The 19,445-nt window shown below is 62.8% G+C and carries 17 protein-coding genes; all 17 read left to right on the top strand.

The window, feature by feature from the left end:
- Nucleotides 1–60: 60 nt before the first annotated feature.
- The 17 genes from cysM to AC6R19_RS06935 all read left to right on the top strand — a co-directional run bounded on the left by cysM (nucleotide 61) and on the right by AC6R19_RS06935 (nucleotide 19,395).
- Entirely contained in the window at nucleotides 61–951 is an 891-nt protein-coding gene (gene cysM, locus AC6R19_RS07015; protein WP_500579079.1) for a cysteine synthase CysM, read from the top strand.
- Nucleotides 952–3,198 (top strand): GTP diphosphokinase, encoded by a 2,247-nt coding sequence (gene relA, locus AC6R19_RS07010; RefSeq protein WP_500579078.1) that lies wholly within the window; start codon nucleotides 952–954, stop codon nucleotides 3,196–3,198.
- A 196-nt stretch (nucleotides 3,199–3,394) separates the two neighbouring features.
- Nucleotides 3,395–4,207 (top strand): nucleoside triphosphate pyrophosphohydrolase, encoded by an 813-nt coding sequence (mazG, locus tag AC6R19_RS07005; RefSeq protein ID WP_500579077.1) that lies wholly within the window; start codon nucleotides 3,395–3,397, stop codon nucleotides 4,205–4,207.
- A 249-nt stretch (nucleotides 4,208–4,456) separates the two neighbouring features.
- The gene (gene adk, locus AC6R19_RS07000) at nucleotides 4,457–5,110 is read left to right on the top strand and encodes an adenylate kinase (RefSeq protein WP_500579076.1); all 654 of its coding nucleotides are present in this window, start codon (nucleotides 4,457–4,459) and stop codon (nucleotides 5,108–5,110) included.
- Nucleotides 5,111–5,233: 123 nt separating this feature from the next.
- Complete coding sequence (gene hemH, locus AC6R19_RS06995; protein ID WP_500579075.1) at nucleotides 5,234–6,232, top strand: ferrochelatase; 999 nt, start codon at nucleotides 5,234–5,236, stop codon at nucleotides 6,230–6,232.
- A 59-nt stretch (nucleotides 6,233–6,291) separates the two neighbouring features.
- Nucleotides 6,292–6,663: a hypothetical protein gene (locus AC6R19_RS06990; RefSeq protein WP_500579074.1), complete on the top strand. Its 372-nt coding sequence runs from the start codon at nucleotides 6,292–6,294 to the stop codon at nucleotides 6,661–6,663.
- On the top strand, nucleotides 6,626–7,321 hold the full coding sequence (locus tag AC6R19_RS06985; RefSeq protein WP_500579073.1) for a hypothetical protein: 696 nt from the start codon (nucleotides 6,626–6,628) through the stop codon (nucleotides 7,319–7,321). The genes AC6R19_RS06990 and AC6R19_RS06985 overlap by 38 nt, the downstream gene beginning before the upstream one ends.
- A gap of 158 nt (nucleotides 7,322–7,479) precedes the next feature.
- Entirely contained in the window at nucleotides 7,480–8,214 is a 735-nt protein-coding gene (gene tsaB, locus AC6R19_RS06980) for a tRNA (adenosine(37)-N6)-threonylcarbamoyltransferase complex dimerization subunit type 1 TsaB (RefSeq protein WP_500579072.1), read from the top strand.
- A 14-nt stretch (nucleotides 8,215–8,228) separates the two neighbouring features.
- Complete coding sequence (locus AC6R19_RS06975; protein WP_500579071.1) at nucleotides 8,229–9,026, top strand: undecaprenyl-diphosphate phosphatase; 798 nt, start codon at nucleotides 8,229–8,231, stop codon at nucleotides 9,024–9,026.
- Between the two features lie 101 nt (nucleotides 9,027–9,127).
- Complete coding sequence (locus AC6R19_RS06970; RefSeq protein ID WP_500579070.1) at nucleotides 9,128–10,009, top strand: NAD(P)-dependent oxidoreductase; 882 nt, start codon at nucleotides 9,128–9,130, stop codon at nucleotides 10,007–10,009.
- A gap of 122 nt (nucleotides 10,010–10,131) precedes the next feature.
- On the top strand, nucleotides 10,132–11,247 hold the full coding sequence (locus AC6R19_RS06965; RefSeq protein WP_500579069.1) for a tRNA-queuosine alpha-mannosyltransferase domain-containing protein: 1,116 nt from the start codon (nucleotides 10,132–10,134) through the stop codon (nucleotides 11,245–11,247).
- Between the two features lie 355 nt (nucleotides 11,248–11,602).
- Nucleotides 11,603–12,610: a tryptophan--tRNA ligase gene (locus tag AC6R19_RS06960; RefSeq protein ID WP_500579068.1), complete on the top strand. Its 1,008-nt coding sequence runs from the start codon at nucleotides 11,603–11,605 to the stop codon at nucleotides 12,608–12,610.
- Between the two features lie 150 nt (nucleotides 12,611–12,760).
- Complete coding sequence (locus tag AC6R19_RS06955) at nucleotides 12,761–14,329, top strand: AbgT family transporter (protein ID WP_500579067.1); 1,569 nt, start codon at nucleotides 12,761–12,763, stop codon at nucleotides 14,327–14,329.
- 67 nt (nucleotides 14,330–14,396) lie between these two features.
- Nucleotides 14,397–14,732, top strand: a complete 336-nt coding sequence (locus AC6R19_RS06950; protein WP_500579066.1) for a DMT family transporter — start codon at nucleotides 14,397–14,399, stop codon at nucleotides 14,730–14,732.
- A 334-nt stretch (nucleotides 14,733–15,066) separates the two neighbouring features.
- Nucleotides 15,067–17,169: a TonB-dependent siderophore receptor gene (locus AC6R19_RS06945; protein WP_500579065.1), complete on the top strand. Its 2,103-nt coding sequence runs from the start codon at nucleotides 15,067–15,069 to the stop codon at nucleotides 17,167–17,169.
- 187 nt (nucleotides 17,170–17,356) lie between these two features.
- Nucleotides 17,357–17,914 (top strand): hypothetical protein, encoded by a 558-nt coding sequence (locus AC6R19_RS06940; RefSeq protein WP_500579064.1) that lies wholly within the window; start codon nucleotides 17,357–17,359, stop codon nucleotides 17,912–17,914.
- Between the two features lie 8 nt (nucleotides 17,915–17,922).
- Nucleotides 17,923–19,395 (top strand): PepSY-associated TM helix domain-containing protein, encoded by a 1,473-nt coding sequence (locus AC6R19_RS06935; protein ID WP_500579063.1) that lies wholly within the window; start codon nucleotides 17,923–17,925, stop codon nucleotides 19,393–19,395.
- Nucleotides 19,396–19,445: the final 50 nt, after the last annotated feature.

The following is a 19,445-nucleotide window of genomic DNA, read 5'->3' as shown; positions in this document are numbered from 1 at the left end:
GCAGGGCCCGGTCTGGCGGGTAGAATGGCGCACCTATTTGTATCTGCTACCGGATCGACTATGGATTACCCCACGATTGCCGACTGCGTAGGCAATACGCCGCTGGTGCGGCTGCAACGCCTGCAGGGCGAGACCAGCAACACGATTCTGCTCAAGCTGGAGGGGAACAATCCGGCCGGTTCGGTCAAGGACCGCCCGGCGCTGTCGATGATCGGGCGCGCCGAGGCGCGCGGCCAGATAGCACCCGGCGACACCCTGATCGAGGCCACCAGCGGCAACACCGGCATAGCCCTGGCCATGGCCGCGGCCATCAAGGGCTACCGCATGGTCCTGATCATGCCGGAGAGCGCCACCGACGAGCGCAAGGCGGCCATGAGCGCCTACGGCGCCGAGCTGATACTGGTGAGCACCGAAGAGGGCATGGAGGGCGCGCGCGACCTGGCATTGCAAATGCAGGCGGAAGGGCGCGGCCTGGTGCTGAACCAGTTCGCCAACGACGACAACCCGCGCGCACATTTCGAGGGCACCGGGCCGGAGATCTGGCGCCAGACCAATGGGCGCATCACCCATTTCGTGTCCTCCATGGGCACCACCGGCACCATCATGGGCTGCGGCCGCTACCTGAAGGAGCGGAACCCCGAGATCCAGGTCGTCGGCCTGCAGCCCACCGAGGGTTCCAGCATCCCGGGGATCCGCCGCTGGCCCGAGGCCTATCTGCCGAAGATCTTCGTGCCCGGAGAGGTGGACCGGGTGTTCGATATGGACCAGGCGGAGGCGGAGGCCATGACGCGCCGCCTGGCGCGGGAGGAGGGCATATTCTGCGGCGTCTCCTCAGGCGGCGCCGTGGCCGGGGCCCTGCGCCTGTCGGCGGAGGTGGAGAACGCCACCATTGTCGCCATCATCTGCGATCGGGGAGATCGCTACCTGTCTTCGGGCCTGTTTGATAAGTAGATGGTTCAAGTAAGAAAACACCACTCCGTCGGCGGCGACGGCGAACTGGACCTCGAGTCCTGGCTGCGCCATATCCAGACGCTGGCCGGCCTCGACGGCGGTGCCCTGGTGTCCCTGCGCCGCGCTGCCGAGATGAGCTCCGAGGCGGAGCAGCGGGCCATAGCCGCGGAGAATATCTGGGCCGAGGGCGCCAGCAGCTACCGCACCGGCCTGGAGATGGCCGAGATACTCGCCGACCTGCAGATAGACGCCGAGGCCCTGTGTGCGGCGGTGCTCTATCGCGCGGTGCGGGAAAAGCGCCTGCCGCTGAAGGCCGTCGAGGAGGCCTTCGGCAAGACGGTGGCCAAGCTGATCCGCGGCGTGCTGCGCATGGCCGCGATCCGCAGCCGCAGCGCCGACACCGGCTCCGAGGGCCAGAGCATCGCAGTGGAGGAACACTCGGAGAATATCCGCCGCATGCTGGTGGCGCTGGTGGACGATGTGCGCGTGGCCCTGATCAAACTGGCCGAGCGCACCTGCGCCATCCGCGCGGCCAAGAATGCCGAGCCGGCCAAGCGCCGGCGGGTCGCCCGCGAAGTGGCCGACGTCTACGCGCCGCTCGCCCACCGCCTGGGGATCGGCCATATCAAGTGGGAGCTGGAGGATCTTTCCTTCCGTTACCTGGAGCCGAGCGACTACAAGCAGATTGCCAGGCTGCTGGACGAGAAACGCCTGGCGCGGCAGAAATATATCGACGAAGTACTGGAACTGCTGCGCAATGAGCTGGCGCGGGCGGATATCGAAGGCGAGGTCTACGGTCGCGCGAAACACATCTACAGCATCTGGCGCAAGATGCGGCGCAAGAATATCGGCTTCTCCCAGGTCTACGACATCCGCGCAGTGCGCATACTGGTGCCCACGGTGCGCGACTGCTACGCGGTGCTCGGCATAGTGCACAACCTGTGGCGCAACATCCCCAACGAGTTCGACGACTATATCGCCTCGCCGAAGGAGAACGGCTACCGCTCCCTACACACCGCGGTGATAGGCCCGGAGCGCAAGGTGCTCGAGGTACAGATACGCACTGTCGCCATGCACGAGGAGGCGGAGTACGGGGTCTGCGCCCACTGGCGCTACAAGGGTACCGACCGGAAGTCGGAAGGGGCGGACAGCTACGAGCAGAAAATCTCCTGGCTGCGCCAGGTGCTCGACTGGCACGAGGAGGTGGGTGGCAATCCGCTGCAGGACGACCTGCAGTCCAGCGATGTGGACACGCGCATCTATGTCTTCACCCCGGACGGCCATGTGGTGGACTTGCCCCGCGGCGCCACGCCGCTGGATTTCGCCTACAAGATCCACACCGAAATCGGCCACCGCTGCCGCGGCGCCAAGGTGGACGGGCGCATAGTGCCCCTGAACCATGAACTGCAGACCGCCAACCAGGTGGAGATACTCACCGGCAGGCGCGAGGCGCCGAGCCGCGACTGGCTCTCCGCCGGCATGGGCTATATCACCACCTCCCGTGCCCGCGCCAAGATCATTCACTGGTTCAAGCAACAGGCCCGCGACCAGAATGTCGCCGACGGCCGCAGCATCCTCGACGGTGAGTTCAAGCAGCTGGCGCTGATCGATTTCGACTTCGAGAAGCTCGCCAGGAAATTGAACATGCACTCCCTGGACGATCTCTATGCGGCCGTCGGTGCCGGCGATATCGGCGTGGGACAGGTACTGAACGCCGCCCAGCGCATGGTGAAAGTCGATCGGGTCGAGCCGGTGCCCTCCCTGACCGCGCCGGTGGCCCGCGGCGAGGGCAAGGCGGATGTCTATATCGACGGCGTCGGCAACCTGATGACCCATATCGCCCGCTGCTGCAACCCGCTGCCCGGTGACGACATCATGGGTTATATCACCCTCGGTCGCGGTGTCTCCATTCACCGCAAGGACTGCGCCAATATGCTGCGCATGCAGGCCGAGGAGTATGAGCGGGTGCTGCAGGTGGAATGGGCGGAAAAGCCCAGGGAACTCTACGCGGTGGAAATCATGATCGAGGCCTACGACCGCCACGGCCTGCTGCGCGACATCACCACCATGCTGGACAGCCAGCGCATCAATATCACCGCCATGCAGACCCGCTCCAACAAGCACAAGCACACGGTGGACATGGTGCTGACCGCGGAGATCCACAACTTCGAGGAACTCTCCCGGGTGCTGCACCGCATCAACCAGCTGCCCAATGTGGCCTCGGCCAAGCGGCGGATACTGCATTGATGATGGGGACTGGGGACTGGGGACTGGGGACTGGGGACTCGGGACCCGGGACCCGGGAAAGAATGCCAGAGCCTGATGCCGAGGCCCTGATGCCGGGGGCCATTTGGGAAATGTTTGCCGATGAGGCTTTTTCCCAAATGGCCCCCGGTAGCAGGGCCGCCCCGGCCTCTCTTACTGGCAACAGGGAGCGATTACCATGCAACCAGAAAAATACACGGTCGAAGACCTGCTCCACCTGATGGCCCAGCTGCGCAATCCCGACGGCGGCTGTCCCTGGGACCTGAAGCAGAGTTTCGCCACCATAGTCCCCTCCACCATCGAGGAGGCCTACGAGGTCGCCGAGGCGATAGAGGCGGAGGATTTCGAGCATCTGCACGAGGAGCTGGGCGACCTGCTGTTCCAGGTCATCTTCTACGCCCAGCTCGGCAGGGAGCAGGGCCACTTCGACTTCTCCCGCATCGTCGACACCCTGGTGCGCAAACTGTTGCGCCGCCACCCACACGTCTTCCCCAGCGGGGAACTCTATGGCGACAACCGGGGCGAGGCGATCGATGAGGTCCGGGTCAAGGAGAACTGGGAGGCGATCAAGGCCGCCGAGCGCGGCGCCAAGGGCGAGGGCGGTGCGCTGGAGGGTGTGGCCCGGGGCCTGCCCGCAATGACCCGCGCCGCCAAACTGCAAAAGCGCGCCTCCCATGTGGGCTTCGACTGGCCGAGCATCGGCGGCGTGCTGGACAAGATCGAAGAGGAAATCGCCGAGCTGCGCGAGGCAATAGCGGCGGACAACCTGGAACACGCTCGCGAGGAGCTGGGGGATCTGCTCTTCTCCTGCGTCAATGCCGCCCGTCACCTGAAAGTGGATCCGGAAACCGCCCTGCGCCACTGCAATCGCAAGTTCGAGCGCCGCTTCAATGTGGTGGAGTCCGGGTTAAGGAAACAGGGTCGCCAGCCGGCGGACGCCAGCCTGGAGGAATTGGACCGACTCTGGGATCAAGCGAAGAGTGGTGAGTGACGAGTGGTCAGTGATTGTGGGATATGTGGGTAGGGTGAATAAGCGTCAAGCGCATCCACCAATCGTGGCGGATGCGCCTAGTGCTTATCCACCGACCGCTCGGTAGTTTAACTACAAATGTCCACCTGCGGACCACGTCTTCCCTGCCTTGCCCAATAGTGGGCCAGCGTGTAAGGTAGCGCTCTTTTGGCGCCGCGGGCATTGGCCCATTGGCACTGATGCCGATAATACTGGGGAGGCTATCTGACTATGCGAATCATTCTCTTGGGGGCGCCGGGGGCCGGCAAGGGCACTCAGGCTCAGTTCATTACAGAGAAATTCGGCATTCCGCAGATCTCCACCGGTGACATGCTGCGCGCCGCTGTAAAGGCGGGCACTCCGCTGGGACTGCAGGCCAAGGATATTATGGCGGCCGGTAAACTGGTCTCTGACGACCTGATCATCGCCCTGGTCAAGGAGCGCATCGCTGAACCGGACTGTGCCAACGGATTCCTGTTCGATGGCTTCCCCCGCACCATTCCCCAGGCACAGGCGCTGCTGGATGCGGATATCGCCATCGACCACGTACTGGAAATCGCCGTGGATGATGAAGAGATCGTCCGGCGCCTGTCCGGCCGCCGCGTCCACGAGGGTTCCGGCCGCGTCTATCACGTCGTTTACAACCCTCCCAAGGAAGAAGGTGTGGACGATGTCACCGGCGACCCCCTGATCCAGCGCAGCGACGACACCGAGGAAACCGTGCGCAAGCGACTGGCGGTGTACCACGAGCAGACAGAGCCACTGGTCGGTTTTTACCGCGAACTGGCGGAGCGCTCCCCGGAAAGCGCACCGAAGTACAGCAAGGTGATGGGCATCGGTTCCATGGACGAGATCCGCGAGAAGGTCTTCGAGGCCCTGTCCTGATCCGGCAATCCCCGAATTGCGCAAAAAGGCTCCCTGATGGGGGCCTTTTTTGTAGGGGGCTTTAGCAAGTCGACGCCGTTGCAGGTAATATCTCCCCGCTCAAAACGCCAACGGATCCAATGTATGTCCACAGCCGTTATTCTGATGAACCTGGGCACGCCGGCGGAACCGACCGTTCCGGCGGTACGGAAGTTTCTGCGCGACTTCCTCTCGGATCCGCGCGTGGTGGAGATTCCCCGCCCCCTGTGGCTGACGATTCTGCATGGCCTGATACTGCCCCTGCGGCCGCGGCGCATCGCACCGGCTTATGCGGACATCTGGAATCGCAGTGCCGACGGTGCGCCGGTAGAGGGTTCGCCACTCCTCTATTACACCCGCCGCCAGGCGGAACTACTGCAGGAGCACCTGGCCGATAAGCGGCCCGATATTACCGTTGTCCACGCGGTGACCTACGGCCAGCCGGACCTGGAGTCTGTTGTCGAGCGCATGCGCCGGGAAGGATTTGAGTCCTTTATCGTTTTTCCCCTCTATCCGCAGTATTCCGCCACCACCACTGCTGCGATTTATGATCGGGTGGCGCAAATCTATCGGCGCAGCCGGGATATTCCGGATATCAGCGTGATTCGCGACTATTACCGCCATCCTTTATATATTCGCGCCCTGGCAAACTCGGTGCGGGAGCACTGGGAGAAGCGCGGGCCAGCGGAAAAGCTGTTGCTGTCGTTTCACGGTATTCCCAAAGCCAATATCCGCAAAGGGGATCCCTACTACCAGCAGTGTTGCGAAACCGCCGAACAGCTGGCCGCAGAGCTGGATTTGGGCGAGGAGCAGTGGCAGATCAGCTTCCAGTCCCGCTTTGGCAAGGCGGAGTGGTTGCAACCCTATACCGACAAGACGCTGGTGGAGTGGGGAAAAAATGGTATTGCCAGTGTCGATGTCATCTGCCCGGCCTTCTCCGCTGACTGCCTGGAGACCCTGGAGGAAATTTCGGTAGAGAATCGCGCTAATTTTCTCGATGCAGGGGGGAAGGAATATCACTATATCCCCGCATTGAATTTGCGCCGCGACCATATCGAGGCGCTCGCCGCGATCGCCGGGCAAAGATTGCCCCCCGCTCCCTAATACCCGCCAAAACCTCAGAATATTTGCCCCTCACCCCCACCCGAAAATGAATCTGCGGGGTGAATTGGCAAAAAGGCCGTACTTTTCAAGAAAAATTTTCTCATTTTTGCCCTTTTTTCTTGCAATGCGGGTTTTTTTTATTAACTTTGATACAGTTGCATCCAATTAAACGATGCAACCTGCTCTGGAATCATCAAAGGTTGCCTCTGCGGCGGCTTTTCTTCAGTAGCAAAACGGCAATATCGCCAGCACACTTCTGGATGTACTTCTTCTTATTCAGAGAGGAGACAAAGGATGGCACGAGTAGCAAAAAAGAAAGCGCGGGCCAAACGCGCGGTGAAAGCAAAGGCACCGGCAGAGGTATCCCCGGCCGTTACCAGGGCGCAGAAAGCGGTGGATGCGGCGACCAAGTCGCTGGATGCGCAGCTTGATCGCGTCGCCAAGGCGCGCGCCAGGGTGCAGAAAAGCGGTACCGCTGCAGCGAAAAAATCTCTGACCAGCGCCAATGCCAAGGCAAAAGAATTACGCGCCAAGGTAGCCTCTGTGAAGGTGGATCTGGCCAAGGCCAAGGCGATGGATGCGGTGCGCCAGGCTGAAGCGGCGGCCAAGCAGAAAATTTCTGAAATGGCCGAGGATCTTTCCGCGAAGGCGGAAAAGGATATGGCCAAGGCCGTGAAGGCGTTCGAGGCCCGCTGGAAGAAGGCCCGCAGCAAGGCCGACACCAAGAAGATAAAGGCGGCGGAGAAAAAGGCGGAGGCCAAAGTCAAGGCCGCGGCCAAGAAGGCCGCCGCCAAGGCCAAGGCCCTAGAGAAGAAGGCGGCAGCCAAGGCCAAGGCCGAGGCGAAGAAGGAAGCGAAAAGGGCCGCGAAGAAAAAGGCTCCGGCCAAGAAGAAGGCCGGTCGCCCGAAGAAGAAGGCCGCCGGCAAGGGGCCGGGTCGCCCGAAGAAGTCGGCGGCCAAAAAGGGCACCGCCAAGAAGTCGGCGCGCCGCGGTCGCCCGCCGAAGTCTGCGGCCGAGAGGACATTTGGCAAGAAGACGGCCGCCAGGAAGGCGGCTGCCCGTCGCGGCCGCCCGCCCAAGAAGTCCTAGCGCACGGGTACCACCCGCACCGGGTGGCACCTTCGATCTTCCCGGAACCCCGGCCCTGCCGGGGTTCCGTCGTTTTTGGGGCGGCGGTCGCATTGCACATGACTCGCCGCGTCGACCGTGACACAATTCGCCCCTTTCCGTATTCGACCGAGTGTATTGTGAAGATTCTCGCCCTGGACACCACCTCCGGAGCCTGCTCCGTGGCCCTGCACTGCGACGGGCACGCCAGCGAACAGTTCGTGCGGGCGGAGCGGGACCACACCCGCCGGATCCTGCCCATGGTCGACCAGGTCCTGGCGGAAGCCGGGCTTTCCCTTGGCCAGTTGGATGCCCTGGCGGTCAGCCGTGGCCCCGGCTCCTTTACCGGGCTGCGCATCGCCATCAGCTGTGTCCAGGGGCTGGCCTTTGCTGCCGACAAACCCGTGATACCCGTTTCCAGCCTCGCCGCCCTGGCGGCCGGCGCGCGCAGGGCGCGGCCCCGGTGGCGGTCGGCCCCCATTGTCGCGGCACTGGATGCGCGCATGCACCAGGTCTACTGGGGTGCCTATTCCGCCGAGGCGCCCAATGACAGCCTGTGGCCGGAAGCGGTGCAGGATCCGGAGCAACTGGTGCAGCGGCTGCGGCAGGCTCAGGCTGGTGGCGAACTGCCGCAGCCGCTGTACGGCGCCGGTCCCGGCTGGCACTATTTTTCAGGGGCCGCGGCGCCTAGTGATTTCGCGGAAGCGCCGGTGGCGGAAACCGTAATCGAGGCCCCGATCCACGCGCGGGATGTCGCCGAACTGGCGCTGCCCCTCTGGCAGAATGGCGCCGCCGTGGCTGCGGAGGCGCTGGAGCCCCTGTACCTGCGCAACGAAATCACCTGGCAAAAACGACAAAAAATCCGCTCGAAGTAGCTGAAGCGATTCCCATGGAAATATTTCAGATTGTCATCCTGGCCCTGATCCAGGGCCTGACCGAATTCCTGCCCATCTCAAGCTCCGCGCACCTGATCCTGCCCAAGGAGGTGCTGGGCTGGCCGGACCAGGGGCTGGCGTTCGACGTGGCCGTGCACTTCGGCTCGCTGCTGGCGGTGGTGCTGTATTTCCGCCACGAGGTCTGGGCGCTGCTGCGCGATGGCCTCGGCGGCCTGGTGAACAACCGTTTTACCGACGAAGGACGCCTGGCCTGGCTGATAGTACTCGCCACCATTCCCGCCGGCCTGGCCGGGCTCGCCTTCAAGGGTTTTATCGAGATCCATCTGCGCTCCGCCGCGGTGATCGCCGCCACCACTATCGGCTTTGGTGTCCTGCTGTGGTGGGCGGATGTGCGCGGGATGCGCACCCAGACCCTGGCCCAGCTGAACTGGAAAAAGGCGCTGCTGATCGGCCTGGCCCAGGCACTGGCGCTGATCCCCGGCACCTCCCGCTCCGGCATCACCATGACCGCCGGCCTGATGCTGGGCATGAAACGAGAGGCCGCCGCGCGCTTCTCCTTCCTGATGTCAATCCCGGTGATCGCGCTCAGCGCCATGCTGCTGACCTTCGACCTGCTGTCACTGGAGCAGGTAGCCTGGGCCGACATACTGCTGGGCACGGTGCTGTCCTTTATCAGCGCCTATCTGTGCATTCACTTCTTCCTGCAATTTATCAGCCGTATCGGCATGGCACCTTTTGCGATCTATCGCCTGCTGTTGGGTGCGGCGCTGATCTGGATGCTGCTCGCTTAAGCTCCCCCCTCCCGCTTGCGGGGGAGGGGCCGGGGGAGGGGGCTGGCCGGCGACCCGGAGCTCCCACACGAACGATCGAATCGAAAAACAGGAGCAACCAAATGGCAACAGTCGCATTTATCGGCCTGGGGATCATGGGCTATCCCATGGCGGGCTACCTGTCCAGGGCCGGCCACTCTGTGCGCGTCTACAACCGCACAGCTGGTCGCGCGCAACAGTGGCTGGCGGACTATGCGGGGGAGGCCTGTGCGACGCCGGCGGAAGCCGCAGCTGGAGCGGAAATCGTATTTGCCTGTGTCGGCAACGATGACGACCTGCGCCAGGTGGTGACAGGAGAGCAGGGCGCCTTTGCCGGCATGGACAGCGGAAGCCTGTTCGTCGACCACACCACCGCCTCCGCCGACGTGGCCCGCGAGCTGGCCGCCATAGGCAAAGAAAAAGGCATCGGCTTCCTGGACGCACCGGTATCCGGCGGCCAGGCGGGCGCCGAAAACGGGGCCCTGACCGTGATGGTGGGCGGCGACGAGGCCGACTATGAACGCGCAAAGCCGCTGATCGACTGCTACGCCCGCGCCGTCAACCTGCTGGGGCCGGTGGGCAGCGGCCAGCTGTGCAAGATGGTCAACCAGATCTGTATCGCCGGTGTGGTGCAGGGGCTGGCCGAGGGCCTGCATTTCGCCAGGGCCGCGGGACTGGATGCAGAGCAGGTGATCGACGTCATCTCCAAGGGCGCGGCCCAGAGCTGGCAGATGGAAAACCGCTACAAGACCATGCTCGAAGGCCATTACGAACACGGCTTCGCGGTGGACTGGATGCGCAAGGACCTGGCCATAGTCCTGAACGAGGCGAACCGCAACGGCGCCCTGCTGCCGGTCACCGCCCTGGTGGACCAGTTCTACAGCGAAGTGCAGGCCCTGGGGGGGGGGCGCTGGGACACCTCCAGCCTGTTCGCGCGGCTGACCAATGTGCGTTCCTTCGACTGAGACTTACACTCCGCTGCAGGAGCGGCCCATGGCCGCGATCGCTGTCCGGGCCTTAAACTGCGCCCGATCGCGGACATCGGCCGCTCCCAGCCGGACCGCTCCTGCATAGAGTTGATTCAGTCATGAAAGTCCTGCTGCTCTCCGCCTACGATGCCGACAGCCACAAACGCTGGCGCCGCGGCCTGGTCGCCGCCATTCCGGAATGGCAGTGGACGCTACTCACCCTGCCGCCGCGCTATTTCAGCTGGCGTATCCGCGGCAACAGCCTCAGCTGGGGCAGGGGGGAGGCGCAGGAAACCCTGCGCCGGCCCTGGGACCTGGTCGTCGCCACCTCGATGACCGACCTGGCGGCCCTGCGCGGCCTGGTGCCGCAGATTGCCAGCGTGCCCACCGCTGTCTACTTCCATGAGAACCAGTTCGCCTATCCCGTCAGCGAGGACGCCTTCCAGTCGGTGGAGCCGCAGCTGCTGAATATCTACACCGCACTCGCCGGCGATCTGCTGCTGTTCAATTCCGACTACAACCGCCGCACCCTGCTCGAAGGGGCAACGGAACTGCTCAAGCGCTTTCCCGACTGCGTGCCGCCGGGACTCTGCGCGGAGATAGATCGCAAGTCGCGCGTGCTGCCGGTGCCGTTGGAGGCGGCGGTATTTGCCGAACCCGGGGAGCGCCCGGGCAGACCGACGTTTATCTGGAACCACCGCTGGGAGTACGACAAGGGCCCGGACATACTGCTGGCGGCGCTGCGCCGCTTCGCACAGCACAAGAGGCCCTTTACCCTGCACCTGGTCGGCCAGCAGTTCCGCCGCCAGCCGTCCGAGTTTGCGCAGATCCGCAAGCTGCTGCAGAAACACGACGCGCTCGGGGCCTGGGGTTACCAGATCCAGTCGGCGGACTACCGGCGCCTGCTGCGCCAGAGCCACGCGGTGCTGTCCACCGCGCGCCACGATTTCCAGGGCCTGGCGGTGCTGGAGGCGGTGGCTGCCGGCTGCCAGCCGCTGGTGCCGGACAGCCTCGCCTACCCCGAATGGCTCGGCCGCAGCGGCTATCACTTTCCCGATGACGTGGAGTCCTGCGCGGCCAACCTGAGCAAGGCCATGCTCCAGTGCGCCGACAGGATCGAGCGCGGCGAGCAGCTGAAGGTCCCGGATGTGACATCCCTCGGCTGGACGAACCTGGCTGCCGACTACCGCGAGCTGCTTGCCAACCTGGTGGCGGGAAGGGGGCACCGCCTGTAGGAGCGGCCGTTGGCCGCGATCGGCTCCGAGAAGCCTCGACACTATTCGAGTGGCAACATAGCAAGGCCCTGGCACCGGTGGCCCTCCGGGAAATGTTTGCCGATGAGGCTTTTTCCCGGAGGGCCACCGGTGACAGGGCCGATCGAAGTCTTTGAATTCGGTGGCCCGGAGCAGGCACCGATCGCGGCCAACGGCTGCTCCTACATGATGGGACATAATTGATTCGAGTCCCGAGTCCCGAGTCCCGAGTCCCGAGCCCCGAGTCCCGCAATACCCGCCCATACAACCCCAGCCGCGAAAAGGTTATTATTCGCCCTTCATTTCCCGAGAATGCAGCACGGAAGACGAAGGATTTATGACCAAGCAGCGCGTACTGACCGGTATCACCACCACCGGCACCCCCCACCTGGGCAACTATGTGGGCGCCATCCGTCCCGCCATCGCCGCCAGCCAGCAGGAGGAGAACCAGTCCTTCTACTTCCTGGCCGACTACCACGCGCTGATCAAATGCCAGGAACCGGAAAAGGTGCACCAGTCCACCCTGGAGATCGCCGCCACCTGGCTGGCCCTGGGGCTGAATACCGACAATGTGGTCTTCTACCGCCAGTCCGATATCCACGAGATCCCCGAGCTGACCTGGCTGCTCACCTGCATGACCGCCAAGGGCCTGATGAACCGCGCCCACGCCTACAAGGCGGCGGTGGATGCCAACCGCGCCGACGGCGAGGACTCGGATTTCGGCATCACCATGGGCCTCTACAGCTACCCGATACTGATGGCCGCGGACATATTGATGTTCAATGCCAACAAGGTGCCGGTGGGCCGGGACCAGGTACAGCATATCGAGATGGCCCGGGATATCGCCCAGCGCTTCAACCACCACTACGGCGAGCACTTCGCCCTGCCGGAGGCGGTGGTGGACGACCACGTGGCCGTGCTCGCCGGTCTCGACGGCCGCAAGATGAGCAAGAGCTACGGCAACACCATCCCGCTGTTCCTGCCGGAAAAGCAGCTCAAGAAGCATATCAACAAGATTGTGACCAACCTGCTGGAGCCGGGCGAGCCCAAGGACCCGGATACCTCCACCGTATTCCAGATCTGGCAGGCCTTCGCCACACAAGAGCAGACAGCGGAAATGCGCAAAGCCTTCGAGGAGGGCATTGCCTGGGGCGAGGCCAAGAAGCAGCTGTTCGAATTGATCAACGGCCAGATAGGCGAGGCCCGAGAACGCTACAACGAACTGCTGGCGAACCCGGCGCAGATAGAGGTGGAACTGGAGAAGGGCGCCGAAAAGGCCCGCGCCTATGCGGCGCCCTTTATCGAGCAGCTGCGCCACGCGGTGGGTATCCGCAAGATCGGCTGACAGCTGCCGAAGCCCCCCTCTGTAGGAGCGGCCGTTGGCCGCGATCTTCGGCTGCTATTTGCAAAGCCCGATCGCGGCCAACGGCGGATGGCCGCCCCGCCGCTCCTACGAAGAAATAATCAGAAAATCCAATAACAACGGGGATAAATCATGGAAAACATTCAGGCAAATCCCGGCTCGGCCAACGACGGCATCGCCAAAAGCGGCTGGGTTGACCGGGCACTCAACTTTATCGAAGTGGTGGGCAACCGGCTGCCGGATCCGGCGGTGCTCTTCCTGATCCTGATGGTGGTTGTCTGGGGACTGTCCTGGATGCTGTCCGGTGTCAGCTTCGACACACTGCACCCGGCCACCGGCGAGGCCATCCGGGTGAACAACCTGCTCTCCGGCGATGAGTTTGCCCGCTTCCTCTCCAGCATGGTGACCACCTTTACCGGTTTCGCACCTCTGGGCGTGGTGCTGGTGGCCATGCTCGGCGTCGGCGTGGCGGAGCAGAGCGGCTTTATCAACGCGGTGCTGAAGAAATTGCTGGCGGTGACGCCACAGCTGCTGCTGACGCCCATGCTCATCCTGGTGGCCATCGTCAGCCACACGGCGGTGGACGCCGGCTATGTGCTGGTGATTCCCTTGGGCGGGGTCATCTTCTATGCCGCCGGGCGCCACCCGCTGGCCGGTATCGCCGCCGCCTTTGCCGGCGTTTCCGGCGGCTTCTCGGCCAACTTCGTCCCTTCAGCAATCGACCCGCTGCTGCAGGGCTTTACCCAGACGGCGGCGCAGATCGTCGACACCGACATGCAGGTGAACCCGCTCAACAACTGGTTCTTCACCTCCGCCTCCTGCCTGGTGATCACCCTGCTGGGCTGGTGGCTGACCGACAAGGTGATTGAACCGCGCCTGAAAAGTGTCGCTATCGACGGCGACGAGGAAGATATGCCGGCGATGCACGACCTGGGCGGACGCGAGAAGAGGGCGCTCTACCTGTCGGTGGCGGTGATGGTGGCTGGTATCGCCGGCCTGGTGGCCTGGATGCTGCCCGAAACTTCCGCCATGCGCGATGCCGAGGGACAACTGGCGTCCTTTGCGGCCCCGGCGATGAGGTCCATCGTGCCGCTGATTTTCCTGCTGTTTATTATCCCCGGCGTGGTGTTCGGCTATGCCGCCGGCACTTTCCGGAAGAGCAAGGACGTGATCGATGCGATGTCCAAGACCATGAGCTCCATGGCCTACTACATCGTGATGGCGTTCTTCTGCGCGCTGTTTATCTCCGAGTTCGCCCGCTCGGGCCTGGGCACGCTGCTGTCGGTGGAGGGCGGCAACCTGCTCGCGGCCATGAACCTGCCGGGCCCGGTGACCCTGATGGGTATCATCCTGCTGGTGGGCTTCGTCAACCTGTTCGTCGGCTCGGCGTCGGCCAAGTGGGCGCTGCTGGCCCCCATCTTCGTGCCCATGCTGATGCAGATCGGCTTCTCCCCGGACCTGACCCAGGCCGCCTACCGGGTGGGGGATTCCTCCACCAATATCATCACGCCGCTGATGCCCTATTTCCCGCTGGTGGTGGTCTACTGCCAGCGCTATGTGAAGGGCACCGGCATCGGCACCCTGGTGTCGATGATGTTGCCCTATTCGCTGGTGTTCCTGCTCTGCTGGTCCCTGTTCCTGGTGGCCTACTGGTCCCTGGGATTTCCGCTGGGGCTGCAGGCCAGCTACACCTACCCCTGAGTAACCGGTCAGAGTCTCTGTGACCGGGGGCCGGATGGCCCCCGGCTTCTATGGACAGGGAGAAACAATGCAAACAGCCTACCTGTACCTGGCCATCGCCATAGTCGCCGAAGTCGCAGCCACCACTGCGCTGAAAGCCACTGAGCAATTTACCAAACCCCTCCCGTCGCTGATCGTCGTGGCGGGCTACGGTATAGCGTTTTACTTGTTGACGCTGGTGCTGCGCACCATCCCGGTGGGCGTTACCTACGCCATCTGGTCCGGCCTGGGCATTGTGCTGGTGGCCATCGCCGGGGCGGCCGTCTACAAGCAGATACCGGATCTCCCGGCCTTGATCGGCATGGGGCTGATTGTCGCCGGCGTGGTGGTGCTCAACGTTTTCTCCAGAACGGTCAGCCATTGAGTCTGCTTCCTGGCTGAATGCCAATGTTGTAGACACAGCCCTGTTTCACTCTCGCCGTTCCGGCTCGTCGCCAGCAATATCTGCTGGTTTCTTGGTTAATAAATAGGCGACTTCCTGAGATTGAGCTTTTCGCTAGCACAGGTCGCATGCGGGCGACGTTGATCTCAAAGAGAGCTCCAATAATTTTGCAAGTGATAACGATTCCTATTAGGATTGCAGTCTGCAGTGGCCGCAGTTCCGGCGGCCGCTTGATTATTTACTTCACCGTTACTGAGGGATCGCCATGGGTACCGCTCGCAATCACCCTTCTTTTGGTCAAAATGCAACTTCCGCATTGAGCCGCTCACTGCTGGCTTTGGCCGTAGCGGCCGCCAGCAGCACAGCCCTGGCCCAGACAGGAAGCGGGCAGCAGGAGAACCTGGAAGAGGTCGCGGTGACCGGCGAGCTGAACCTGTCGCGCCAGACTTCCATCGGCAAGCTGGATGTGCCGGTTACCGAAACGCCTTTCTCCGTATCCCTGCGCAACAAGGAATTCCTCGATGAGATCGGGGCCAAGTCAGTACAGGATGCCCTGCAGCACTTTGCCGGCGTCAATGGCGGTACCTACGGCATCGACGCCCGCGGCGACTGGTCCACGGTGCGCGGCGTGGACCCGGTGATCTTTATCGACGGTCTGCAGTCCATTTTTGGCAGCTACTCCGGCGCCCGCGCGAACGCCTATGCGTTTGAGCGGGTGGAGGTACTGAAGGGGCCTTCTTCGGTACTCTACGGCCAGGGATCCACCGGTGGTATCGTGAACCTGGTGTCCAAGCGACCGCGGAGCGATTTCGGCGGCGAGGTTCTGGTGCAGGCGGGCGATTATGACCGCAAGGTAATTGCCGGTGATATCACCGGTGCGTTGGACGGCGAGGGGAAGTGGCTCTACCGCGTGGTGGGTTACCAGCGCGATGCGGAAGCCCAGGTCAACCACGTGGAGGACAACAGCCTGCTGCTGATGCCGTCCATCTCCTGGCGCCCGAGTGCGGATACCGAGATTACCTTCCTGGCCAGCTACCAGAACGACGAAACCGGCACTTCCACTGCGTTCCTGCCCTGGGGCGGTACCCGTATCGAGAATGTGAATGGTGAAATACCCACCGACACCTTCCTGAGCGAACCGGGCTGGGACAAGTACGACACGGAGCAGACGGCCTACAGCCTGTGGGCGGATCACCGTCTCAACGACAACTGGGGGATCAATGCCAGCCTGCGCTATTCCGAAGGCGAGGTGGATTACAACTCCATGTATGCGGATTTCGACCTGAACCGCCTCAACCCGAATGTCAGCCAGATCTCGCGCACCGTCTATATGAGCGATGCCAGCAGCGACCTGTTGATTTTTGATCTGCGCACCACCGGCACATTCACCACTGGTCCGTTCGAGCACCAGCTCTCCTTTGGTCTCGACAGTCAGGACGCAACCATCGACAACGACCGCATCAGCGTGCGCGGCGCCGGTGGAGTAATCGATATTTTCAACCCGGTTTACGGCAATCTGCCCAGTGAGGAAATCCAGCCCCTGGATTTGCCGGAAACCACCACCGAGCAACTGGGCTTCTACGTTCAGGACCAGGTGAAACTCTCCAACTGGATCTTTACCGGCGGCCTGCGCCGCGACAAGGCTGAATCCAGAACTGCCGGCGGAGCCTCGAAGGAAGACGATGCAACCACCGTGCGCTTCGGTGTGATGTACGCTTTCGACATCGGCATTTCGCCTTATGCCAGCTACACCGAATCCTTTGAGCCTGTCAGCGGTGCCGACAGTGAGAGCCGACCCTTCGACCCGATAGAAGGAGAGCAGGTGGAAGTGGGTGTCAAATACCAGCCCGACGGCACCAATCTGCTGTTTACCGCTGCCACCTATGAAATCAAACAGAAAAACCGCCTGACCCCTGACCCGGAAAATCCCGATTTCGATATACAGACAGGGGAGGTCACCATCGACGGCGTGGAGCTGGAAGCCAGCGGCCAGTGGGGGGATTTCAACCTGATTGCCAATTACAGCACCACCAATACCGAAGTCAGCCGCAGCAACATTCCCACCGAGCTGGGCAAGGCACTGGTGGCGGTGCCGGAAGAGCAGTTTTCCCTGTGGGGCAATTACGAATTCAGCGATTGGGTTCCGGGGCTGAACCTGGGCCTGGGCGTACGCCATGTGGGCGAGAGCTATACCGGCACCAGCCTTAACCCGCTCATCCCGACGGACGTCTTCCCTACGGACAACCCGAGCTATACCCTGTACGACGCCACCATTGGCTATACACTGGAGAGCTGGAAATTCCAGCTGAACGCCAAGAACCTCACTGATGAGATTCACACTACCTCCTGTCTGTACCGGGGAGACTGTTTTTACGGTGAGCGCCGCTACGTAACGGCGGAGGCCAGGTACACTTTTTAAGGCGTAATTACTCACCCCTGTGGCACTAATCCGAGGTCTGGGCGGTCCTGCTATCGGTGGCCGTCCGGGAAAAAGCCTGATCGGCAAACATTTCCCGGACGGCCACCGATAGCAGGGCCTTCGCATCAGATTTCGGTATTGTTTTCGAGCCCCGAGGGTGAGTAGTTAATTTAAGGCAAACAATTAAATGACACCTTCCCTATGGATGAATGCACTGGCGCCATTGCTCTGCAGCGTCGGTGTGTTTTTGTTGTGGCGCTCTTGGCGCGGCCGGAAGCTGCTCGGCAACTTCTCCGTTGTTGCCGGCTGGCTGTTAATGCTCGCCGGTATTCTGGTGTGGGCGAATGCGGCGGGTGGCGAGTTCGGCACCAGCTATGCGCTGATCGCTGTCAGCCTCGTTGCCTGGGCAGTCTGTGCCTTCGGTGTCGAGCGTCGAGAAGTCAAGCCGGCACGCAATGGCGACGGCGTCGTGGCGGATACGCTCGGTGATACCTCCGGCTGGCACAAGCTGGGCACCTTTATGGCGGCAGGGCCCCTGGCCTGTGCCGCCACCTGCCTGGCGACTGTCGCCTTGAGCGGCTTCCTGCCCTTTGTGTCCGGCAATCGCATGACGTTCGCCGCTCTCGCATATCCTCTGGCCTGGGGTGCTGTCTCCGTGTGGGTCTGCGCGAGCGCGCATCTCGCCCGCAATGCCCTGATTCTCCTTGCGGTTGCGGCGGCTGCCGCAGCCGTTCTTTTTGTGTGAGTGTTCCCATGAAGCTCAAACCTTCCCCAGCACTGGTAAAAAGCTCCCTCTCCGCCCACTCGGTGGTCGGCCTGGTGATCGGCTTCCTGATGTACCTGGTCTGCCTGACTGGTGCACTGGTCGTGTTCAAGGATGTGATACAGCGCTGGGAACAGCCCGACGTGGCGGAGTTCAGCGAGTTCGACAGCACTACCATAGAAACCGCACTGGACGACTACCTGGGCAGTCGCGAGCAACTGCCGGAATCCCTGTATGTGGTGCTCCCCACCGATCACGAGCGGCGCATGCACCTGTCCGACGGGGAGGGGGAATGGCTGTTGCGTGAGGACGGTTCCCTGGGGCCGGAACCCAGGGAGGGCCTGGCACATATGCTGATGGAGCTGCACTACTACCTGCACCTGCCGTCGAGCATCGGCCTGATACTGGTGAGCGCCCTCGGTGCCATGCTGCTGGGGCTGATCATTTCCGGCCTGCTGGCGCACCCGCGTATTTTCAAGGACGCCTTCCGCTTCCGCCTGGGCGGCTCGCGCCGCCTGGAACAGGTGGATATCCACAACCGCCTGTCGGTCTGGGGCCTGCCGTTCCACCTGATGATCGCGCTGACCGGTGCCTTCTTCGGCCTGGCGGGACTGCTGGTGCTGGTGGCCGCGCCCGCCTACTACGGCGGCGACCGCGAGGCGCTGATCGCGGACATCTACGGCGGCGATCCGGTGATGGAGGCGCCGGTGCAGAAGGTGGATGTGGCGGCTGCACTGGCGGACCTGGAACAGCGGGTACCCGACGCCGAGCCGATTTACCTGGTGGTGCAGAAGCCCAATACCAGCGAGCAATTCCTCGAGATCGCTGCAAGCCTGCCCGGGCGGCTGGTCTACTCGGAAATCTACCGCTACGGCGCGGACGGAAAATTCATTAACCACCAGGGATTGTCCGACGGCATCGCCGGGCGCCAGATCCTGTATTCCGTCTACCGCATCCACTTCGGCCATTTCGGCGGCGAGGGGGCGACTTTCTGGGTGAAGCTGGCCTACCTGCTGCTGGGGATCGCACTCACCGTGGTCTCGGTTACCGGCGTGAATATCTGGCTCGCCCGTCGCGGCGGGCGCGACTGGATCAACGACCTCTGGTGCGCGGGCGTCTGGGGCACGCCAGTGGCCATTGCGCTGGCCGCGTTCGGCAGTGTGCTGGGAAATTTGTCCCCCATCGCGCTTTTCCTGGCCGGCTTGGCCGGGTGCCTAGGGCTCTGCTTGTGGCTGCGGGATGAAACCCGGAGTGCGATGCTGCTCAAGTGTGGAAGCGCCGGCCTGCTGCTGTTGCTGGTGATCGCGCACGGGCTGCTCTATCCTGCGCAGTTTGGACTGGGCTACGTGCTGGCCGTAAATGCCGTAGCGCTGCTGCTGGCGGCCTGGTTTGTATGGATGGGCTATCGCCAGGGAGCGGGAGTCAAGGCCGCGGAAGTGGCCCGGGATGGCCTGGCGGTTTGAGGAAAGGGTGGGGCACCAGTTGTCGACGCAGCTGGGGGTGCAGGCGGCGT

It is taken from the genome of Microbulbifer sp. SE14 (assembly GCF_059834885.1).
Note: the sequence above shows the minus strand (reverse complement) of the source record. Positions and strands in the feature narration are given on the sequence as shown.